The 18,977-nt window shown below is 28.4% G+C and carries 11 protein-coding genes; 3 read left to right on the forward strand and 8 right to left on the reverse strand.

Features of this window, described 5'->3' with window-relative positions; translation table 11 throughout:
- Positions 1–83: 83 nt before the first annotated feature.
- The gene (locus IPM32_17415; GenBank protein MBK8947029.1) at positions 84–722 is read left to right on the forward strand and encodes a thioredoxin family protein; all 639 of its coding nucleotides are present in this window, start codon (positions 84–86) and stop codon (positions 720–722) included.
- Positions 723–789: 67 nt separating this feature from the next.
- Here the strand turns inward: IPM32_17415 and IPM32_17420 are convergent, their stop codons facing one another.
- The gene (locus tag IPM32_17420; GenBank protein MBK8947030.1) at positions 790–1,905 is read right to left on the reverse strand and encodes a TonB family protein; all 1,116 of its coding nucleotides are present in this window, start codon (positions 1,903–1,905) and stop codon (positions 790–792) included.
- Positions 1,906–1,963: 58 nt separating this feature from the next.
- Here IPM32_17420 and IPM32_17425 point away from each other — a divergent pair, with 58 nt between their 5' ends.
- Together IPM32_17425 and IPM32_17430 are read left to right on the forward strand one after the other, a co-directional pair.
- Positions 1,964–3,238 carry a hypothetical protein gene (locus IPM32_17425; GenBank protein ID MBK8947031.1) on the forward strand — a complete coding sequence of 425 codons (1,275 nt, stop codon included), beginning with the start codon at positions 1,964–1,966 and terminating at the stop codon, positions 3,236–3,238.
- 243 nt (positions 3,239–3,481) lie between these two features.
- Positions 3,482–4,012 (forward strand): hypothetical protein, encoded by a 531-nt coding sequence (locus IPM32_17430; GenBank protein ID MBK8947032.1) that lies wholly within the window; start codon positions 3,482–3,484, stop codon positions 4,010–4,012.
- Between the two features lie 12 nt (positions 4,013–4,024).
- Here IPM32_17430 and manA read toward each other — a convergent pair whose 3' ends face one another.
- The 7 genes from manA to IPM32_17465 all read right to left on the reverse strand — a co-directional run bounded on the left by manA (position 4,025) and on the right by IPM32_17465 (position 18,966).
- On the reverse strand, positions 4,025–5,224 hold the full coding sequence (manA, locus tag IPM32_17435) for a mannose-6-phosphate isomerase, class I (GenBank protein ID MBK8947033.1): 1,200 nt from the start codon (positions 5,222–5,224) through the stop codon (positions 4,025–4,027).
- 91 nt (positions 5,225–5,315) lie between these two features.
- Positions 5,316–6,152 carry an endonuclease/exonuclease/phosphatase family protein gene (locus IPM32_17440; GenBank protein MBK8947034.1) on the reverse strand — a complete coding sequence of 279 codons (837 nt, stop codon included), beginning with the start codon at positions 6,150–6,152 and terminating at the stop codon, positions 5,316–5,318.
- Between the two features lie 63 nt (positions 6,153–6,215).
- Positions 6,216–10,631 (reverse strand): Ig-like domain-containing protein, encoded by a 4,416-nt coding sequence (locus tag IPM32_17445; protein MBK8947035.1) that lies wholly within the window; start codon positions 10,629–10,631, stop codon positions 6,216–6,218.
- Positions 10,632–10,762: 131 nt separating this feature from the next.
- Positions 10,763–11,404 carry a response regulator transcription factor gene (locus IPM32_17450; protein MBK8947036.1) on the reverse strand — a complete coding sequence of 214 codons (642 nt, stop codon included), beginning with the start codon at positions 11,402–11,404 and terminating at the stop codon, positions 10,763–10,765.
- A gap of 7 nt (positions 11,405–11,411) precedes the next feature.
- Entirely contained in the window at positions 11,412–14,378 is a 2,967-nt protein-coding gene (locus IPM32_17455; GenBank protein MBK8947037.1) for a hypothetical protein, read from the reverse strand.
- 130 nt (positions 14,379–14,508) lie between these two features.
- Entirely contained in the window at positions 14,509–18,048 is a 3,540-nt protein-coding gene (locus IPM32_17460) for a CotH kinase family protein (protein MBK8947038.1), read from the reverse strand.
- 84 nt (positions 18,049–18,132) lie between these two features.
- Positions 18,133–18,966, reverse strand: a complete 834-nt coding sequence (locus IPM32_17465; GenBank protein ID MBK8947039.1) for a glycoside hydrolase family 16 protein — start codon at positions 18,964–18,966, stop codon at positions 18,133–18,135.
- Positions 18,967–18,977 lie beyond the last annotated feature (11 nt).

Consider the following 18,977-nt stretch of genomic DNA (forward strand, 5'->3'; position numbering starts at 1 on the left):
CTTTTTTTGAACTCAGAATTATTATGAAAATATACTAAATTGTGTACTTAATTTTTGATTTAATCTTATAGGAATTATTTTTAATGAATATTGCAATCGAAAAATTTTTTCAAAATTTCAAATGTGATAAATTATTTTCGTATGAAGAATATGTAAAATATTATGAACAAAAAGTTGCAAATACTGATTTTGAAAAATTATCTGAACATGATAGAATTTATTTTGAATATAGTAGAATAAATTTGCAAAGAACAAATAGAATTAATAAAACTTTTTCTCCAAACAAGCAGTTAATTGATTTATTTCAAAGTTTAAATTTTCAACAAACTTGGCTTATCATTACAGAAGATTGGTGCGGAGATTCTGCTCAAAATCTTCCGTATTTTATAAACTATGCGAAAACAAATAAAAATATTGAAGTATTTGTAATTTTGCGTGATAATAATTTAGAAGCAATTGATAATTATTTTAATTCTCAAACATCTCGCGCAATTCCAAAAATTATTGGATTTGATGAAAACGGAAATGAATTATTTATTTGGGGACCACGACCAAAATTTGCACAAGATTTAGTAAATGAGTTAAAAGCCGAGGGATATTCAAAAGAAGATTTTAACAAAGAACTTCATTTGTGGTATGCAAGAAATAAAGGTATAGAATTAGAAAAAGAACTTATCCATATTTTTAAGTATATTAACCGCAAAGGTCATAAAGAAAAATAATACACAAAGAACATAAAATTGATCTACTTTGTGTTTCTTTGTGAAAAACCTTTGTGTACTTTGTGGTTTAGTTTTCCAAAATAAATGGTATAATAATTTTTACTGTTGATTCAACAACTTTTCCATTTTCAATTGCCGGCTCAAATTCTGATTTTATAATTACGGATTTTGCAGCTTCATCACACCCGTAACCAATTCCCTTTAGAACATTCACACTTATTACAAAACCCAAATCATTAATTTTTGCTTCTACTTCAACTTCACCACTAATTTCATTACGTTTTGCTTGAGCTGGATATTTTAATTTTTTCAGCATCTCATTAATTCCACCAACTGGCTTGGGACAAACATCATAATCACAAATTATAAATTGTTTCTTTTCCGGAACTTGTTTTATTTCTTCTGTTTTAACTTCATTTGAAGTAACAAATTTTGTTTCATTATTTTCAGATAATTTGAAATTCAAAGAAAATAAAATTTCAGTTTCAGTTACTTCACCATTTTTTTCACCCGGAATAAATTTTGTTTTTTTCACTGCATCTATTGCGGCTTCATCACAACCCAAACCTAAACCTTTATGCACAGTAATATTTTTTGCTTCGCCATTTGCGCCAACAATTACAGAAACTAAAACTTTGCCTTCAAGATTGAATTTTTTAGCAAGCTCGGGATAGACAATATTTTTCTCAATTTCTTTTATTCCTCCAATCGGCTGCGGACAAATTTCAGCATCACAAAGAATATCTTCATTATTATAATTTTTCTTATTTATACCAGCTTCGTATGCAGAAAACGGCGCAGCATAATTTGAATCATAATCAACATTTGAAATTGAAATTAATTTACCGTTATTATAAGTTCTTACTTCTTTCAATCCACCGTTTTCATAATAAAATTTGCTTATTCCATTTAAAACTCCATCCGAATAATGAATTTCTTCTTTCAGCAAACCGGATTCATAAAAACTCTTATTTGAATTATCCAATTTTCCGTTTGAATAATTTTTAATCGTTTTAATATTTCCATTTTCATAATACCAAATAGATTCGCCTTCCAGAACATCATTTACAAAAGATACTAGTGAGCTTACTTTTCCTTTTCCATAATAACTTTTAATAATTCCGTTTTGTGCAAATAAATTTATTGCTAAAAATATGCTTGATAAAAAAAACAGTTTTAACATTTTAGTTTTTAAAAATTATTATATTAAATTGGATTTAAATAAAGTTGGATTTGAATTAATGAGAATTAAAACCCGCGTAAATTTAGTTATTTTGATATTATTATTCGGTATAAATCTGAGTTATTCACAAAAATATTTGAAAGTAGAAAATTTCAAAAGTGAGTTTGCTAAAAAAGTTAATAAAGAAAAATATTACAAAAATCTAATTAGTGAAATTGACAAAACACTCTCAAATCTAAATGAAATCGATGAAAAAAAATGGATTGCGGTGTTTACAAATTCGCAATCAATTTTTTATAAAAGCAAAATTGTAAAAACTGCAATTGAAAATATCCTAACTAATTTAAAAGATAAAAATTTTAAATTACAGAGATCTGCGTTAGAAACTGCTTTTGCTCTTTACCTAAATGATTTTAATGATGAAATTGAAGAATTAATAAAATTTACAAATGATGAAATTTCTTTTGCGATTGCAATAAATTATTTATTAAAAAGCGGAAATTCCAATTCGGTTTTTAGAAATAAATATTTATCACTATTGAAAAATAAATTCCCAGAGTTTAATAAAAATATAATATTATCAAATTTGTATAATGAATTAGAACTAACAAAATCCGAATCAATTCCTTCTATAAAAGATTTGCTTAATCATACATTTCAAAAAGGTAAAACAATAATTTATTCAATTCATAGAAAGAACAGAAAATTTCATGGAATTACAATTATAAAAAAACCGGATGGAAATTTTTCTGAAAATAAAGACGGCACAATTTTTTATATTCCACAATTGGCCCTTTCCTATTCAAATTTACCATATTATTTGCCGAATGGAAATACGCCTCAAGGAATTTATTCGGTAATTGGAATTTACGTATCGCCGACTGAAACTATTGGACCGAGTCCGAATATTTTATCAAGAATTCCGTTTGAAGTTTCACCGGAAAAATTTTATCACTCTGCAAATATGAAGAATGTTTGGAGTGAAGAGAATTATACAAATCTGCTTCCAAAATCTTGGCAACAATATTCGCCAATATATCAATCATATCATGCTGGTAAAATTGGAAGAAAATTAATTATTATTCATGGCTCCACAGATGAAATAAATTATTATAAAAATGAACCTTACTTTCCTTTAACTCCAACCCAAGGATGTTTAAGTTCCAAAGAAAATTGGGATGAAGGAAATGGCAAATGTTCCGAAAGTGATCAAATTAAACTGATTAATGCATTTAATTCAACAAAGCAAAAGAAAGGTTTTTTAGTTGTTTTCGAAATCGATGATAAAGAAAAACCCGTAACAATTGAAGAAATTCTTCCGTATATAAAATAGGTCCCTAAAGATTGAAGGAAAATCTAATAGGGACCTGGGTCAGGGGGTATTACAACTTACTTATAGTCTAATTTTTTCTTTTTTTGGATTTTTTTTTCTGATTTAGAAAATATTTCCGTCAAAAGTTGAATATTCTTAAAAATATTTTTATACAAATTTGAATTTTTTTAATTTTTTATAAAAATAAATTCAAAAATTCAAAAAGTTGGATTATAGAAGAATTATAACATTTGAAAGAAAGATATGATTATAACAGAAAAAGATATTTTTACATTTGTTTTCTTTAGAAATAATTTATCAAAAATTAAATGTGATTACATAATTGAAAACACAAATACTTTTAAAGAAAAAATTATTTTTTTAAAGGAAATGATGAATGAAATTTCATCTAAATTAAATCCACAAGTATGGAATAAAATTAAAACCAAAATAAACAATATTGCCGAGCCGAAAATTTTTATTCTTCAAAAAAAAAATTTTATTCCAACTAATTCAGAAAAAAAATTAGTTTTAGCGGCAGCAAGTAAACCAACAGCTGAAATAAATTATTCTCCGATAACTTTTTCTGATGAAGATTCCAACTATATTGTTAAAGTTTTTTCTAATAATGAAAGCAACAAAATTTATGTTTTCCCAAATGAATCGGTAGTTAATAAATATTTCGAATTAAAAATTTTTCCCGGTGAAGATACTTTTACTTTTTCGGATTTTTCAAGTCCGCTGATTATAAATCCCGTTCAGCAAATTGATTCTATTGAATTAAAAATTGTGTAAATATTTCTTTTTCTAACTTTTTACCGAAGCGATAAAAATTTCCGAATTTTTATGAATTGTACTTATAGAATAAGAATTTAAAATTGCCGGTTTAAGAAAAGTTTCACCTTTTTTGAAAATAGAAATTTTACTCCCGTAATAAATTTTTACTTTCCCTTTCATTACCAAATGGATTTCCGGTAAATAATTTTTTGAAGAGAAAGTATTAAAATCAGAATTCAAAATCACTTTTTTTACATCAAATTCTTCAGCAAAAGTTTTATAGTAAGTGATATTTTTTTTATTTAAAACTTTAACTTTTGTTTTGCTTAAATCTGTTTCTATAATTTTTAATAATGTTTTTACATCTTTGAATTTATTTGTAAGTCCAGCTCTTACAACATTATCAGAATTCGCCATACATTCAACAATATTTCCGCCAAGATAAGCATGCGGAATACCAGCTGGAGTAAAAATTGCTTGGTTAGAATTTAATTCGATAAAATTAAATAATAGCAAAGATATTAACCCAACATCAATTCCATAATTTTTAAATTCACCTAAAAACTGTTTTTCAATTTTACTTTTTTTCTTTTTGGAATTTATATCTTTAACTAATACATCAATAACATTTTCCAAAACGGAATTTTGAGAATTCATAATTAGTTTATAAATCTCTTTTTCAACATTCTTAGTAAAATTATTTAGTAGAATTTTCTTTTTTAAATTTTCATTTAACAATTCAAACAATATTGGAAATTCTTCAAACCTTTTTTTAATCATATGTATATTCTTTAAACCAACAATAGCATTTAATTTATCGATTGCAATTGCAATTTCAGGTTTGTGATTTTCATCGGGATAATTTATCGGATCAATTTTATTTAAATATTTTGCTGTGTTTTTATTTGGATGAGCTTGAATAGAAAGCGCTTTACCAATTGATAAAATTTTTAAAAGAAACGGCAGTTTCTTGTTAAATTTTTTAGAAATTTTTTCGCCAAGAATTTCTTTGGGAAATTTTTCTATAATTTCTATTAAAGGGAATTGGGAATTCTCTATAATAATTTCTGAAGAATTTTTTGGATGCGCACCAATCCACAATTCTGCATAAGGAATATTTGGTTCAGCTTTAAATCCTAACAATTTGGGAATAAATGCTTTTTCATTTTTTGTTCCCCATGCATAATTTTGAATTTTGGGAATAAGTTTATACGGCTTTGCAAAAATCATAATTTTTTAAATTTTAGTTTTAAAATAAATCCCCGGAAATTTAATTAAATATTTAATTTCAGAGGAATTTTATTGGCAAAATAAATTTGGTTTATTTATTGAGTTTCAAATCAATAATTACCGGCATGTGATCCGAAGGATATTTTCCGTTAAATTTTTCACCAATTATTGCATGTTGCAAAACATCAATTTCTTTGGAGACAAAAATAAAATCAATTTTTTCTCTTCCGGTTAAATCATCTTGAAATCCATTAAATGTAATGTCTGTACCGTATTTGAAATTTGCTTTAGATTGTGCATCAGAAATAATTCCGGATTCATTTAAAATTTTATACCCTTCAAAATCTTTGGAAAAATTAAAATCCCCCATCAATATTGATGGAATTCCATTTGGAATATTTTTTATTTTATCTGCAATTAATTTTGAACTTTCTATTCTGGCAATAATTCCCATATGATCAAAATGAGTGTTGATTACAAATAAAATTTCACTTGAAAATTTATTTTTAATTTTTGCCCAAGTTGCAATTCTGTTTAAACTTGCATCCCAGCCTTTTGAGGGAACATCCGGAGTTTCAGATAACCAAAAAGTTCCGCTTTCAACTATTTTAAATTTATCAGAAATGAATAATGCACTAAATTCTCCGCCGTTTATTCCATCTTCTCTTCCAACACCAATCTGCTTATAATTTTCAAACTCTGTTTTTAAATATTCAATCTGCTCTAATAAAGCTTCTTGCACTCCAAAAATATCAGGGTTGTGAAATCTTATCATCTCCGCAACATTTGTTTTCCTAACTTGCCATTCTTCGCCGGGATTATTATTTGCGTATCTGATGTTGTAAGTCATAATTCTACATTGCGAATTTTGTGCAATTAAATTTGTAACAAAAAAAAGGAATACAAATATTGCGGTAATTTTTTTCATTTTTATCTCTGTTAAATAATTCAGAAGTCTGCCTAAACAGACTTCCAAAATTGATGGAATAATTTATTTAAGTAAAACCATTTTTTTAATTTCAACAAAGTTACCAGATTTTAACTTATAAAAATATATTCCGGAAGATAAATTTTCATTTTTAAATTCTACTTCATGCAAACCGGAGTTCAATGTTGTGTTAATAAGTTCATCAACTTTTTCACCAATTACATTGAAGACTTCCAATGTAACTTCAGATTTTTGTGGTAACGAAAATCTAATTTTCGTAGTTGGATTAAACGGATTTGGATAGTTTTGCTCTAAACTATAAATAATAGGAATTTCTTTTTCTGATTCAATATCAGTTAATAAATCACCGTTGAATAAAGATTTTACTTCTTCCGCAGTTAAACCGCGATTATAAATTTGAACATTGTCTATCAATCCGTTAAAATAATGAGTACCATCTTGACCAATTCTTGCTACTTGTCCGGCTTTTACAATTCCGGTTATATTTGGATGAGTATCTTTTAATTCACCGTTCATATAAATCATAGCTTGAGTTCCGTCATAAACACCAACAATATTTATCCATTCACCTTTAATTAATTCAGCTTCCGGAATTCCAGGTCTTTCCGCACCGTTAGCTGTTGTTACTTTAAATCTTAATTCTTTATTTCCTTTATCCTCATAAAAAACATAACTGTCTTGTGGAGCATCATAAATAGGACCAATACCAGTAGGCATTTCAGTTGGTAGAAAACTTAAATTTACCCAAGCAGAAAGTGTAACACCTTCAACGGCAATATCTAAAGAAGTTGAATTTGGAATTTCAATATAATCATCAACACCATCAAAAAATATTGCATTACCAAATTGACCATCATTTATTAGCGGTGAATTTACAATTTTGCCATTGTTTGTTCCTACAAGATCAATTGCCGTTGTATCTTCAGTTTCATCAAGTTTCCAATAACTAACTAATCCCTGCAAATAATTACTGAAATTGAAATTCTTCTGCAAATTTGATTCGATAATATTTCCAGCCAAAGAAACATCTTTAATATTATTTAGATTTAAAGTATAATTACCTTCCGATGTAAATTGATTTAAGGTAAGAATAACGTTCTTATGATCTGCAGAAAGTTCAGCTTGGTTTATTTCAATTCCATTAACAGAATAATTTGAAACTGTGGTAGCAGAATTTTCTTCAAGTTTTTCATCAAAATTAATATAAAGTTTATCATTTTCGCCTGTAGTTCTTACGCTTAAAATTTTTGGTGCAGTTTCATCAGCTTCAGTTGTAACTAAAACATCATTGCTAAAATAAGGATAAGGATTTTTTGCAGCATCCAAAGCTCTTATTCTATAATAAAATGAAGTTAACTCTACTCTTGTTTGATCGGAATAACCGGTTGTATCTTTCACAACGGCAAGAAGTTTATTTGGGAATTCAGTTGTATCTCTATAAACTTCATAAGCGTAAATACCCATTAGTGGATCATGAACATCGTTCCATGTTAAGTTAACAATAGTTTCATCAATATTTGCAACACTTAATGTTGAAGTTTTAATTCCCGAATATAAAAACTTTACTTCTTGTTCAGACAATCCTTTATTATAAACTTGAACATTATCAATTGTGCCGTTAAAGTAAGAAGTTCCGTCTTGACCAATGTGAGCAATTTGTCCGGGTTTTACATTTCCGGTTAAATTATGCGTATCCATTAATTTTCCATCCAAATAAATTTTTGCATGAACTCCATCATAAACTCCCGTTACATTATGCCAAACACCAGTTTTAAGAGAATCTGCCGGAATTCCGGGTCGTTCTGCGCCGTTAAATGTTGTGACTTTAAAACGCAATTCCTTATTTCCCTTGTCAGCATAAATAACATAATTATCTGTTGGGGAATCATAAACTGGTCCATACGGATAAACCATATCAGCCGGAAGTACATTCAAAATTACCCAAGCAGAAACTGTTACTCCGTTTGTATCAATATTTAAACTTTCTGAATTTGGCACTTCTACAAAATCATCAACTGCATCAAATTTTAAAGCGTTTCCAGTTTTGCCAATTGTCCATTCAGGATTATTATTTAAAAATGCCGTATTTGTATTTGTCCAATCATTTGCTAAAGTATCTTCTCCTTCATCAAAACTCCAATAACTTACTAATCCACTTGGAAAAGTTTTGTGAGAAAATGTTTTTGTCGAATTTTCCAAAATAGTATTTGGGATATCGGCAAGATCTTTTACTTCGTTCACAGTCAAATTATAAGTTTTATTTTCCAGAAGTTCTGAAGTTTTTAGAATTACAGATTTTCCATCAATCGTAATTTGTGCAGAATTTACGCTGATCCCATTATCAATATTGTAGTTTGTAGTATTTTCCGCACTTAATTTATCCACTTCTTCATTGAAGTTTACAAAAACAATATTATTAGCACCTGCCGAACTAACTGAAGAAATCTCTGGTGAATCATAATCAATAAAAATATGAACAAATTCAGTATGAAGATAATTTATTTCTTCTTGAGTTAATGCTTTTGCAAAAACTTGAACATTATCAATTGATCCTTGGAAATAGCTATCGCCGCTTTTTCCAATATTTGCAACTTGTCCGGTATTTACTGTTCCGGTTAATGGATGAGTATCCATCAATTGGCCATTTAGATAAACCATTGCATTTGCACCATCATAAACTCCGACAATATGAATCCACTCGTCAGTTTCTAATTGTGCTGCAGGAATTCCCGGTCTTTCTGCACCGCCGCTTGTTGAAACCTTAAATCTTAATTCATTGTTAGCTTTGTCTTCATATATAACATATTGATCTGTTTCAGAATCATAAATTGGTCCAAATGCTCCCGGTAAATCTGCAGGAAGATATACTAATTTTGTCCAAACGGAAATAGTAACTGCACTTCCGTTAATATTTAACGAAGAAGAAGCCGGAATGTTAACGTAACTATCGGTTCCGTTAAATTTTATTCCATTTGCAGTAATACCCGAAGCCCATTCTATTCCACCATTGAAAGTACCATTATTAAGATTAGCTGAATAATCATAAGCAGTAGTTCCCGTGCCTTCTTCAAAATCCCAAGCACCGATTAGATCGGAAAGATAATTTTTATGTATAAATTTAAATTTCAAAGTATCTGAAATTACATTTTGAATTGTTGCTAAATCTGCAATGTTAATTAAAGAAATTTCATATTCTGTTCCATCCATCATTTCAGAAGTTAATAGTAAAATAGAGGAGGAATCAACTGATAATACAGCATTCGTAACATTTATTCCGTTATTGATAGAATAATTTGCAATTTTTTCTGCCGTGGTTTTATCAACTCGTTCATTAAATTCAATAATAATTTTATTATTTAACCCATATGAAGAAATTTTATTTACTTTGGGAGCTTTTTTATCGGAACCAGTGGTGATCATAATTTCATTGCTGAAAATTTCACTTTTAATTCCGGCAAAATTTACGGCTTTAATTCTATAATAAAATGTAGCTTCTTCTTGAAGTGTTTCATCAATATAAAATAATTCATTTTTTACAGTAGCAATTATTTCTGAAGCATCTGGATTTGAACTTCTAAAAATTTCGTAATGTGAAACACCGCTTTCTAAATCTGTTGCCTGCGTCCAAACTAATTTTACTTTAGTTCCCAGAACTTCTGCATCTTCAAGAATAACATTTGATGGCGCAGTAGAATCCATTGCTGCAATTGCGATAATTGGATTATCGGTAGTTACCGCATCATAACCTGATTCTATTAAGGTTTTTATTGTATTAGCCGAATTAACTGTCCACCTATTTACCTTAAGATTTTTTGAATGAGCAAGTTCGAGAAGCTGAGCTGAAAGATCACTTCCGGTTCCAACCCATTCTGCTCCAATGTTAGCAAGATTGTTGATCATTGTTTCTGAGAAAGGGCTCGCAAATAATTGTGCTTCAATATCCGGAGCTAAAGTTTTTGATCTTGAAACTTGGCTAAAAGTAAAACTGCTAATTATTACTCGATTATCTAAATTTTTTCTATGAACAATTTCAAGAACTTTATCGACAATATCACTTTCTGTTGATTTAATTTCAATTACCACACCAATGTCATAAGGTGCTGAAATTGCAATATCAAGAGCTTCGGAAAGTAGAGGAATCTTTTCTCCCGCAAATTCTGCTCCAAACCATGAGCCTGCATCAAACTCTCTCAATTGCTGAAATGTTAATGCACTCACATTTCCGGTTCCGTCCGATGTTCTATCAATTGATGCATCATGCATGATAATTAGCGAATCATCACTTGATTTTCTTACATCAAGCTCAAAATAATGTGCGCCAACTTCTACGGCTTTTTCAAACGCCGCAAGAGTATTTTCCGGTGCCAGAGCTGCTCCACCTCTGTGACTAATAACTTTAAAATTTTGAGAAAATATTTGAACTGACAGCATTAATAAAAATATAAATGCTTTTTTCATTGCGCCTCCTTCTTTTTAAAGAAAATTTATTTCACTACTTAAATTTTATTTATTGCTTGAATAATAAATTAAATTATTGTTTAACAAATTTAATTTCAATAGCATGAATGTGGTATTTAGCTAAAAATTTTTTAGATTAAATTTTCTTTAAATACTTTGGAAACCGCACCGCTTTTAGAGTGTACGTGAAGTTTATTATATATGTTTTTAATATGTGTATTAACTGTATGAAAACTTAAAAAAAGTCTTTCTGAAATTTGCTGTTTTGTAAGTCCATCAACAATGAGTTGAAGTATTTCTGTTTCTCTTTCCGTAAGTCCATAATCATTTTTAATTGGTTTAAATCTTGTGAAAAGCTTTAAAACTTTATTAGCAATGGACATATTCATTGGAGCGCCTCCAAGTTGAACTTCTTTAATTGCAGAAATTATTTTTTCGGGTGATGAATCTTTTAACAAATATCCTGAAGCTCCGGCACAGAGCGCATCAAACAGTTTTTCATTATCATCATAAACCGTAAGAATTACTATTAAAATTTCATTTGATAATTGCTTTAATTTCTCAATGCATTTAATTCCATTAATTCCGGGTAACCCAATATCTAAAAGTACAACGTCCGGTAATTCATCCAAGATATTTTTACTTAATGAGTCTTCGCATGAATTAAAAACCTGCGAACATTTTACATCATCCGTTTTATTTATCAAGTTGGAAATTGTTTTGCTGTATGCAGTATTATCTTCAATTAACCAAACATTTGTATTTTTTTTCATATTAATTTTATTTTTCCAATTCAATTGAAATTTTAGTTCCGCAATATATATTTGTATCTATTTTAAACTTTGCATTAATCTGCTCCGCTCTATTTTGAATATTTAGCAATCCATTTTTCCTTTTTAAATTTTCAATTTCAAAACCAATTCCGTCATCAATTATTTCTAAATAAAAAGCGGATGAGTTTTCAATAAATTTTATTTTGCAATTTTTTGCTTGTGAATGTTTAACAATATTATTCAGCGATTCTTTATAAATCAAAAATATATTTCTTTTAACTTCCAATTTCAGCAAATCAATTTTAATATCTTTAGAACTCTCAAAGTTCCAATTAATACCAGCTAGTAAGTTTGATGAGGCTTCTCTCATTTTGAAAATTAAATCATTATTCCATTCATTCTTTGGATTTATAAACCAAATTATATCACGCATGGCTTCCATAGTTTCCACAGAAGTTTTTTTAATTATTGAAAGCTGTTCTTTAATATTTGAAGGAATATTTTCCGTATTCATTAAAACTTGGCTTTCAACACTTATGCTGCTTAAATTACTTCCAATTTCATCATGAAGATCTCTTGAAATATTTAATCTGATTCTTTCAATTTCCAATAATTGCTTAATTCTTAATTTGTAAATATAATAAGCTAACAAACTTGCTAATCCGATAACTAAACTTTTAAACCACCATGTCATCCACCATGATGGATTTATAATAATTTTCAATGATGAAGTTTTACTCCAATATCCATCGGCGTTTGAAGCTTTTACAAAGAAATTATATTCGCCCGGATCAATATCAGTATATGATGCAAAATTTTTAGACTCAGAACTAATCCAATCGTAATCTATTCCATCAAGCTTATATAAATATTTATGTCTGTTTGATGGTGCAAAATCCAGAACAGAAAATTCAATTGTGAAAAAGTTTTGATTATAATCTAATTCTATTGTATTGAACTTATTTAATAGATATGAATTATAAAATTCTCTATCATTTATTTTAAATGAAATAAACTTAACATTCTGCGTAATTGTATCTTGTTTAATTTTATTGGGATTAAAATAAACCAATCCATTTATTCCACCAAAATATAATCTTCCGTTTTTATTTTTATAATATGCATGCCAGTTAAATTGATTATTAATTAGTCCATCTGACTTATCATAAATTCTAAATTTATTTTCGGATTGAATAAATTTTACCAACCCCTGCATTGTACTTATCCAAAGTGCTCCATCGCTATCTTCTAAAATTCCAAATACAACATCATTCGGCAATCCATTTTGTGTATTATAGTTTGTAAAATTATTTTCTTCATTATTGAATTTATTAAATCCTCCGCTGTGTGTTCCAATCCAAATATTGCCCTTAGAATCTTCTGTAATAGACGTAATTTTATTTGAGCTAATCGATTTGTTATTTCCATCAATTGGAAGAAAATGTAAAACCGATGAATCTTTTGAGCTATATTTATAAAGACCGTTTAGCCAAGTACCAATCCAAATATTTTTTTTGGAATCAATGAATAAGGAATTTACTGAAATACTATCGGGGATTATATTTTTTTGCTTCAAATATTTTTTAGAAAACAGTTCAAACTTTTTTGAAGTTTTATTAAATATTTCTAGTGATTCATTTGTGCCAATTAAAAGTTCAACATCATTAAGTTCTTGAACTTGCTGAACCCAATTAGATTTTATACTAAATGCATCGTTTGGATTATGTAAAAATTTTTCAAATTTATCTAATTTGGGATTGTAAAAATTTAGTCCACCGTAACTTGTACCTATCCATAGATTCTCAAATTTGTCTTCCAATAAACAAACAACATCGCTTGCGTTTAAAGAATTATTTGAATTGTTGCTTTTAAAGTTTTTACTTTCTCCGGTTGCAAAATCAATTTTGCTAAATCCGTCTCCGCCATAACCTACATATAGGATATTATTTTTCCCTTCATAGATACTGCTTATAACTCTTCCAGATATTGTTGAATTCTTCACAGGAAAATATTTAAACTGATAAAATTCTTTTGCGGCTGGTAATTTATTTAATCCGTCTTCGGTTCCAATCCAAATGTTTTTGGATTTATCTTCGTACATACATCTAATTCTACTGCTTGTTAACGTTGTTGGATCGTAATCTGAATATTGCAATATTAAACTTTGTTCATTCAGATTCTCAGAATTTTCAAACAAATAAATTCCATGATAATTATATGTGCCTGCCCAAATTCTATTTTTGGAATCGCAAAGAACTGTTCTAAATATTTCATTTGTATGAAAATATTTAGATTTCTCATTTAATAAATTGTAAGTAATAATTCCATTATCTGAACTTAACAGGAATTCACCTTTTCCTATTTCAGAAATGTGCCAAATCAAATTCCCATTTGGTGAGTTTGAATTTTGATTTAGAACAATTTTTTCAAATGAATTATTTTTCAAATTCAGTTTGTATAAACCTTTTTCCCAAGTTCCAATATAAAGCAAATTTTCATTCTGCAAAGTAAACGTTACATTGTTTGAAGGAAAATAATGTTGAGCATTTTTATAAGTTGAATAATTTTCAAGTTTTCCATTTAGCGGATTTAATTTATTCAATCCGCCATCTAAGGTTCCGAACCATATTATTCCATTTTTGTCTTCGTATAGTGATTGAACATAATCATCATACTTTTCAATAGTATTATATGATTTGAAATTTTCCTTTTCAAAATTAAATTTACAAAGTCCTCCGCCCCAAGTGCCAATCCAGAAATTTTTGCTTTTATCTTCCAGCAAACACATCACATAATTTTGCGGTAACGAATTTTTTCTAGAAAAATCATGCTTAAAAACTTTAAATGAATTACCGTCAAATCTATTTAAACCGTCTTTAGTCGCAATCCAAATAAAACCATCACTCGTTTGCAGGATGCAATTAATACTATTATTTGAAAGTCCTTGATCAATCGAAATTCTTTCAAATGCCAATGAAGTAAATTGTGCAAAAATGTTATTGTGAAATGAAAAAATAAATATTATTAGAATGAAGATATTTTGTTGAAATATTTTAGTTTCTTTTAACAAAATTAATAAAGTTTTATGTTCATTTAAATTTATCTTATTTAAGAATAATCATTTTTTTCGTCTTTATATAATTACCATATTTTAATTTGTAGAAGTAAACTCCGCTTGATAAATTTTCTGAATTAAATTCAATTTTGTAGCTTCCGGCATTTTGTTTTCCATCAACTAGCTTTCTTATTTCCCTTCCTAATATATCATGAATTGTCAGTTGTACAGACTGGCTATGAATTTTGGAGCTACTTGGAATAGAATATCTAATTGTTGTTACTGGATTAAAAGGATTTGGATAGTTTTGAAATAGTTCAAATTTGTTAGAAATTATTTTTTCATCTTCATCAACTGAAGTGATAAAATTACTATTTTGTTTTCCGGGAGTTCCATTTCCCGCAGAACTTCCCCAATTTGAAAAAATACTGTTTTCTAAATTTGGATTCAGTAATTCCAAAGTACTCCCAGAACCGTCTGGTATTGAGATCCAAGGATTTACATCATCATATCTAACACTATCAATGATTTCCATTTGAGAATTAAATAATCGAATTAATTCTCCGCCATTACTTAAATTAAAATTAAAATTCCCAACAAAGTTGTTAACACTTGTATGATAAGTTTTAAAATCGGTTGAATCCGAAGTTAATACTAAATATTCTTGAGACTGAAGAATTGTGTTTTGTGGAATTACAAAAATGTTTGTATCATTTTCATCACTAAAAATCCAATTGCTTATGTCAATAATTTCATCGGAATTATTTACAATTTCAACCCAATCTTCAGTATCAAAATTTGTATTTGAGTTATAATTTATTTCATTTATTACAATATTCTTAAAGTTATTTTTCTTATTAAAATTTGCTCTTAAGTCAATTGTACTATTTACCAAAATCTCAATACTGTCAGAACTTGAATTAGCAGAACCGCTCCATCCGGCAAACTCATAACCCGGATTTGGCAAAGCTTTTACAATTATTTTTGAGCCCTTAAAATAATTTCCATACCAAGTATTTTGATTTAAAGTCAATGAATTCAGTTTAATTTTTCCGCCATTAATATCGTTATTATTTATTACTACAACTTGTTTTCCATTGAAACTAAAATAATTTTCAAAATGAGTACTAAGAAATGAAAATCTTAAATCACCAAAATTCTTAATTACTGAAATATTGTATTCCCAAGTTGAAAAATCGAAAGCATTCCATTTTTCAATATGGTCCGGGATTTCATTTCGAATTTTTTTAGAAATACTTGTTAGAATTTTAGAAAGATTTTCCGGTTTAAAAATTGTGTTCCCTAAATCAGCAAATCTATTTACAAATTGATTTTTGAATGTTTCATTTTCTAATAGTTTTCTTAACAGTAAAGTTCCCCATGGTGGATTTGGCCAATCCGGACCATTTGGTTCAGTTGCATATTCTAAAGTATTATGTCTGTAACTATCCAAATATCCAAAACCAAAATCCGTATCAAACAATATCCATCGCCATTTTGGTTGTTCGGTTCTTGATCTCCAAAATTTATTATTATTTCCGGGCCAATCGGTATTTCCAATAAAAATTTGAAATAAGTTGTAATCAACAAAACTTTTTATATCTATTTGGCTTGCGACAATTTTATAATTTTCATTATCATCCAAACTATTTGCATAAAGAAATTCCGTAAGTGCTATATAGCTTTCATTATTTCCATCGATCACAAATCCTTCCAATTCCAATAAATCTATAGAACTTTTTTCAACATTATAATGTGAAGCTAAATAATTAAGATTTACCTTTTCTCTTATATTATGAATACCCCAATACTCTCCATTTAAATACATTACAGACGGCTGAAACGCTAAATTATCAATATCCAAATCATTTGCAATTGTGTGAATAAAACCATCTCTTAACAGAGTTAAATTCCAATCATTCCCAGAATTTCTCAAAACAATTGATTCAAAATTATCAATAGAAAGATTTGGAAAAAATTTGTGATCAAATGTTTCGTTACCTTTTGCAAATACTGCTAAAGATTTTTGCGGATGTGCTCTACTCCATGCACCATAAATTTTTATATCTGCATTCCATTGTTTTGCAATATTTTTATCAATTTCAAAATATTCGAATGAAGCTGGTCTAGACCAATCCTCCCAAAAATTTGCTCCAAAATTTGGAATTGAAGATTCTGCATTTGGACCGAGTACATAAATTCCATAATTATAATCCCACAAATTATAAGGGTCAGTTGAAATAGAAATAACCGGTAAATATTCGTTTTCACCAATGAAATAAGTTTGTGTAAATGTTCTACTTGGTAAAAGATTTTCTTGAAACGATTTTATCTTTAAAACTTTTGTACTTGATAAAATTAAATTCTTTGCAAATAAAGTAGAATTTTCATCCGGTTCAGAGCCATCCAAAGTATAATATGTTCTTATATTTGGATTTGAATTACCTGCATTTATTGAAATTCCATTTTGATAAAATCCGGATGGAAAAGTAAGAGTGGGAGTTTCTACTTGTCCAGAAAAACCATTAAAAATATTTTCACTTCCGGGTGTTGGTTGATTGAAAAAATAAATTTCGTTTCCGCCATTTTTTCTTCCGATGGAAATATCAGAATCCGCTGAAATCAATTTTAAAGAATCAATTATTTCGCCGGAAATATTACTCAAATAAACGGTTTCTTCGCCATTTGCTAAATTAAAATTTGTGTGTAAAGTTGGTATCGATGAAAGTATTTCTTCTGGAACATTATTCTCATCTTGACTAACTTTTAATCCAATTGTTAAAAATGGAATTGCTGTTAAATCACTAGACTGTGAACCAAAATTATGAACTTGAATTGATAAAATATTGTTACCATCTACCAAAATTTGATCAGGTTCATTTATAAAAAATGTTTCTAATTTTTGATTTTGAAATAACTTTGCTTCAATTGTATTATCCGCTGATTTATTAAAAGGTATAAAATCACCATTAATGCCTAAATTTGATCGAGCAATTTCTTTACCATTTAAATAAGCAACAAATCCATCATCATAATCAATATTAAAAAATATTTCAGAAATATTATTTTTATCATTAACACTAAAATTTTTTCTAATATATACAGAATTAACATTAGATATTATTGTATTGTCATCATCATCACCGTAACCAATTCCAGCTTGACCAATATTCCATCCTAAATCATTAAATGAAATCTCTTTCCATCCGCTTGGAGGTTCTTTTGTTCCAAGAAAATATTTGCAGAAATCTCCTTCTTTAATTACTGTCTGCCAAGAAATAGCTTGAGTTTTAATATCTTTTCCGGAAGCATTAATTAGTAAATACTCGTTAGCATTCAACTGAATTGGAGGCAAAACCCATTTTTGCAAATTTGGTTTTGAATCAGAAAGTGCAAATCCACTTAGATTTATACTTTGTCCGCTATTATTAAAAAGTTCAATCCAGTCCGGAGTATCTCCAAATTCATCAAAGTAAGAATTCGAATTTGAAGGCATTACTTCATTTATTAAAATATTTTGCGAGAAATAAATATTATTCGATAAAAATGTTATAATAAATAATTTTGGCAATGTAGAAAAGAAATTCAAAATTCCCCCAAATAGAACTCTATAAAAAAAAATAGTGAACCAAAATAAAATTAGTTCACTACTTTCGTAAAATTAAACAAATAATTAATTTTCTATTTTTTGATAAACTCTAACATATTCAATTTCCATTGTTGCCGGAAATGCGTCGGGATCAATTCCTTGTGCACCGCCCCAATTTCCTCCAACTGCAACATTTAATATCAAATGAAATCTTTTATCAAACGGCCATTTTTCCCAACCTTTGTATTCATTTGTGAAAGTAAAATATTTTTGGTCATCAATAAAGAAATCAATTTTTTCTTCACTCCAATCAACAGAATATTTATGAAAATCTGAAATTGCAGTTGGAATTTTTAACTTATTTGTTTTTTGAGTTCCAATTACATGGTTATATGCTTTTGTGTGTACCGAACCATGAACCATATTTGGATCGTAACCAACATGTTCCATAATATCAATTTCTCCGCTTTCCGGCCAACCTCCGTATTCCCAATCTGTCGAAAGCATCCAAATTGCTGGCCAAGTTCCTTTTCCACTTGGAATTTTTGCCGAAACTTCAATTCTGCCGTATTTCCAATCACCTTTATACTTACTTCTTAAACGGGCAGAAGAAAAATCTCTGGTGCCTTCAGGTCCAGTATATTTTTCAGCAATTGCAACAATTTTAAGTTTTTCATTTTCGGTAAATGAGTTTTCTTTTCGGGCTGTATAATATTGCAATTCGTTATTACCGCCGCCACTTGCATTTACTTCGTATTCCCATTTTGATAAATCAATTTGTGGATTTTTGAATTCATCATTCCAAACTAATTTGTATCCTTCAATTTGAGGAATGTTTTCTTCATCTTTTGGTTCATTTCCGGATTCATTACAATTTAAGAAAGTGAACAACAATAAAGTATAAAATAAAGTTATCATTTTGTTTTTCA

The sequence above is a fragment of the Ignavibacteriota bacterium genome, from assembly GCA_016716225.1.
In the GTDB taxonomy this organism is placed as follows: domain Bacteria; phylum Bacteroidota; class Ignavibacteria; order Ignavibacteriales; family Melioribacteraceae.

Excerpts from the sequence above, each read along its gene's own strand:
- IPM32_17415 (MBK8947029.1), top strand. The coding sequence starts at position 84 with ATGAATATTGCAATCGAAAAATTTTTTCAAAATTTCAAATGTGATAAA.
- IPM32_17420 (MBK8947030.1), bottom strand. The coding sequence starts at position 1,905 with ATGTTAAAACTGTTTTTTTTATCAAGCATATTTTTAGCAATAAATTTA.
- IPM32_17425 (MBK8947031.1), top strand. The coding sequence starts at position 1,964 with ATGAGAATTAAAACCCGCGTAAATTTAGTTATTTTGATATTATTATTC.
- IPM32_17430 (MBK8947032.1), top strand. The coding sequence starts at position 3,482 with ATGATTATAACAGAAAAAGATATTTTTACATTTGTTTTCTTTAGAAAT.
- manA (MBK8947033.1), bottom strand. The coding sequence starts at position 5,224 with ATGATTTTTGCAAAGCCGTATAAACTTATTCCCAAAATTCAAAATTAT.
- IPM32_17440 (MBK8947034.1), bottom strand. The coding sequence starts at position 6,152 with ATGAAAAAAATTACCGCAATATTTGTATTCCTTTTTTTTGTTACAAAT.
- IPM32_17445 (MBK8947035.1), bottom strand. The coding sequence starts at position 10,631 with ATGAAAAAAGCATTTATATTTTTATTAATGCTGTCAGTTCAAATATTT.
- IPM32_17450 (MBK8947036.1), bottom strand. The coding sequence starts at position 11,404 with ATGAAAAAAAATACAAATGTTTGGTTAATTGAAGATAATACTGCATAC.
- IPM32_17465 (MBK8947039.1), bottom strand. The coding sequence starts at position 18,966 with ATGATAACTTTATTTTATACTTTATTGTTGTTCACTTTCTTAAATTGT.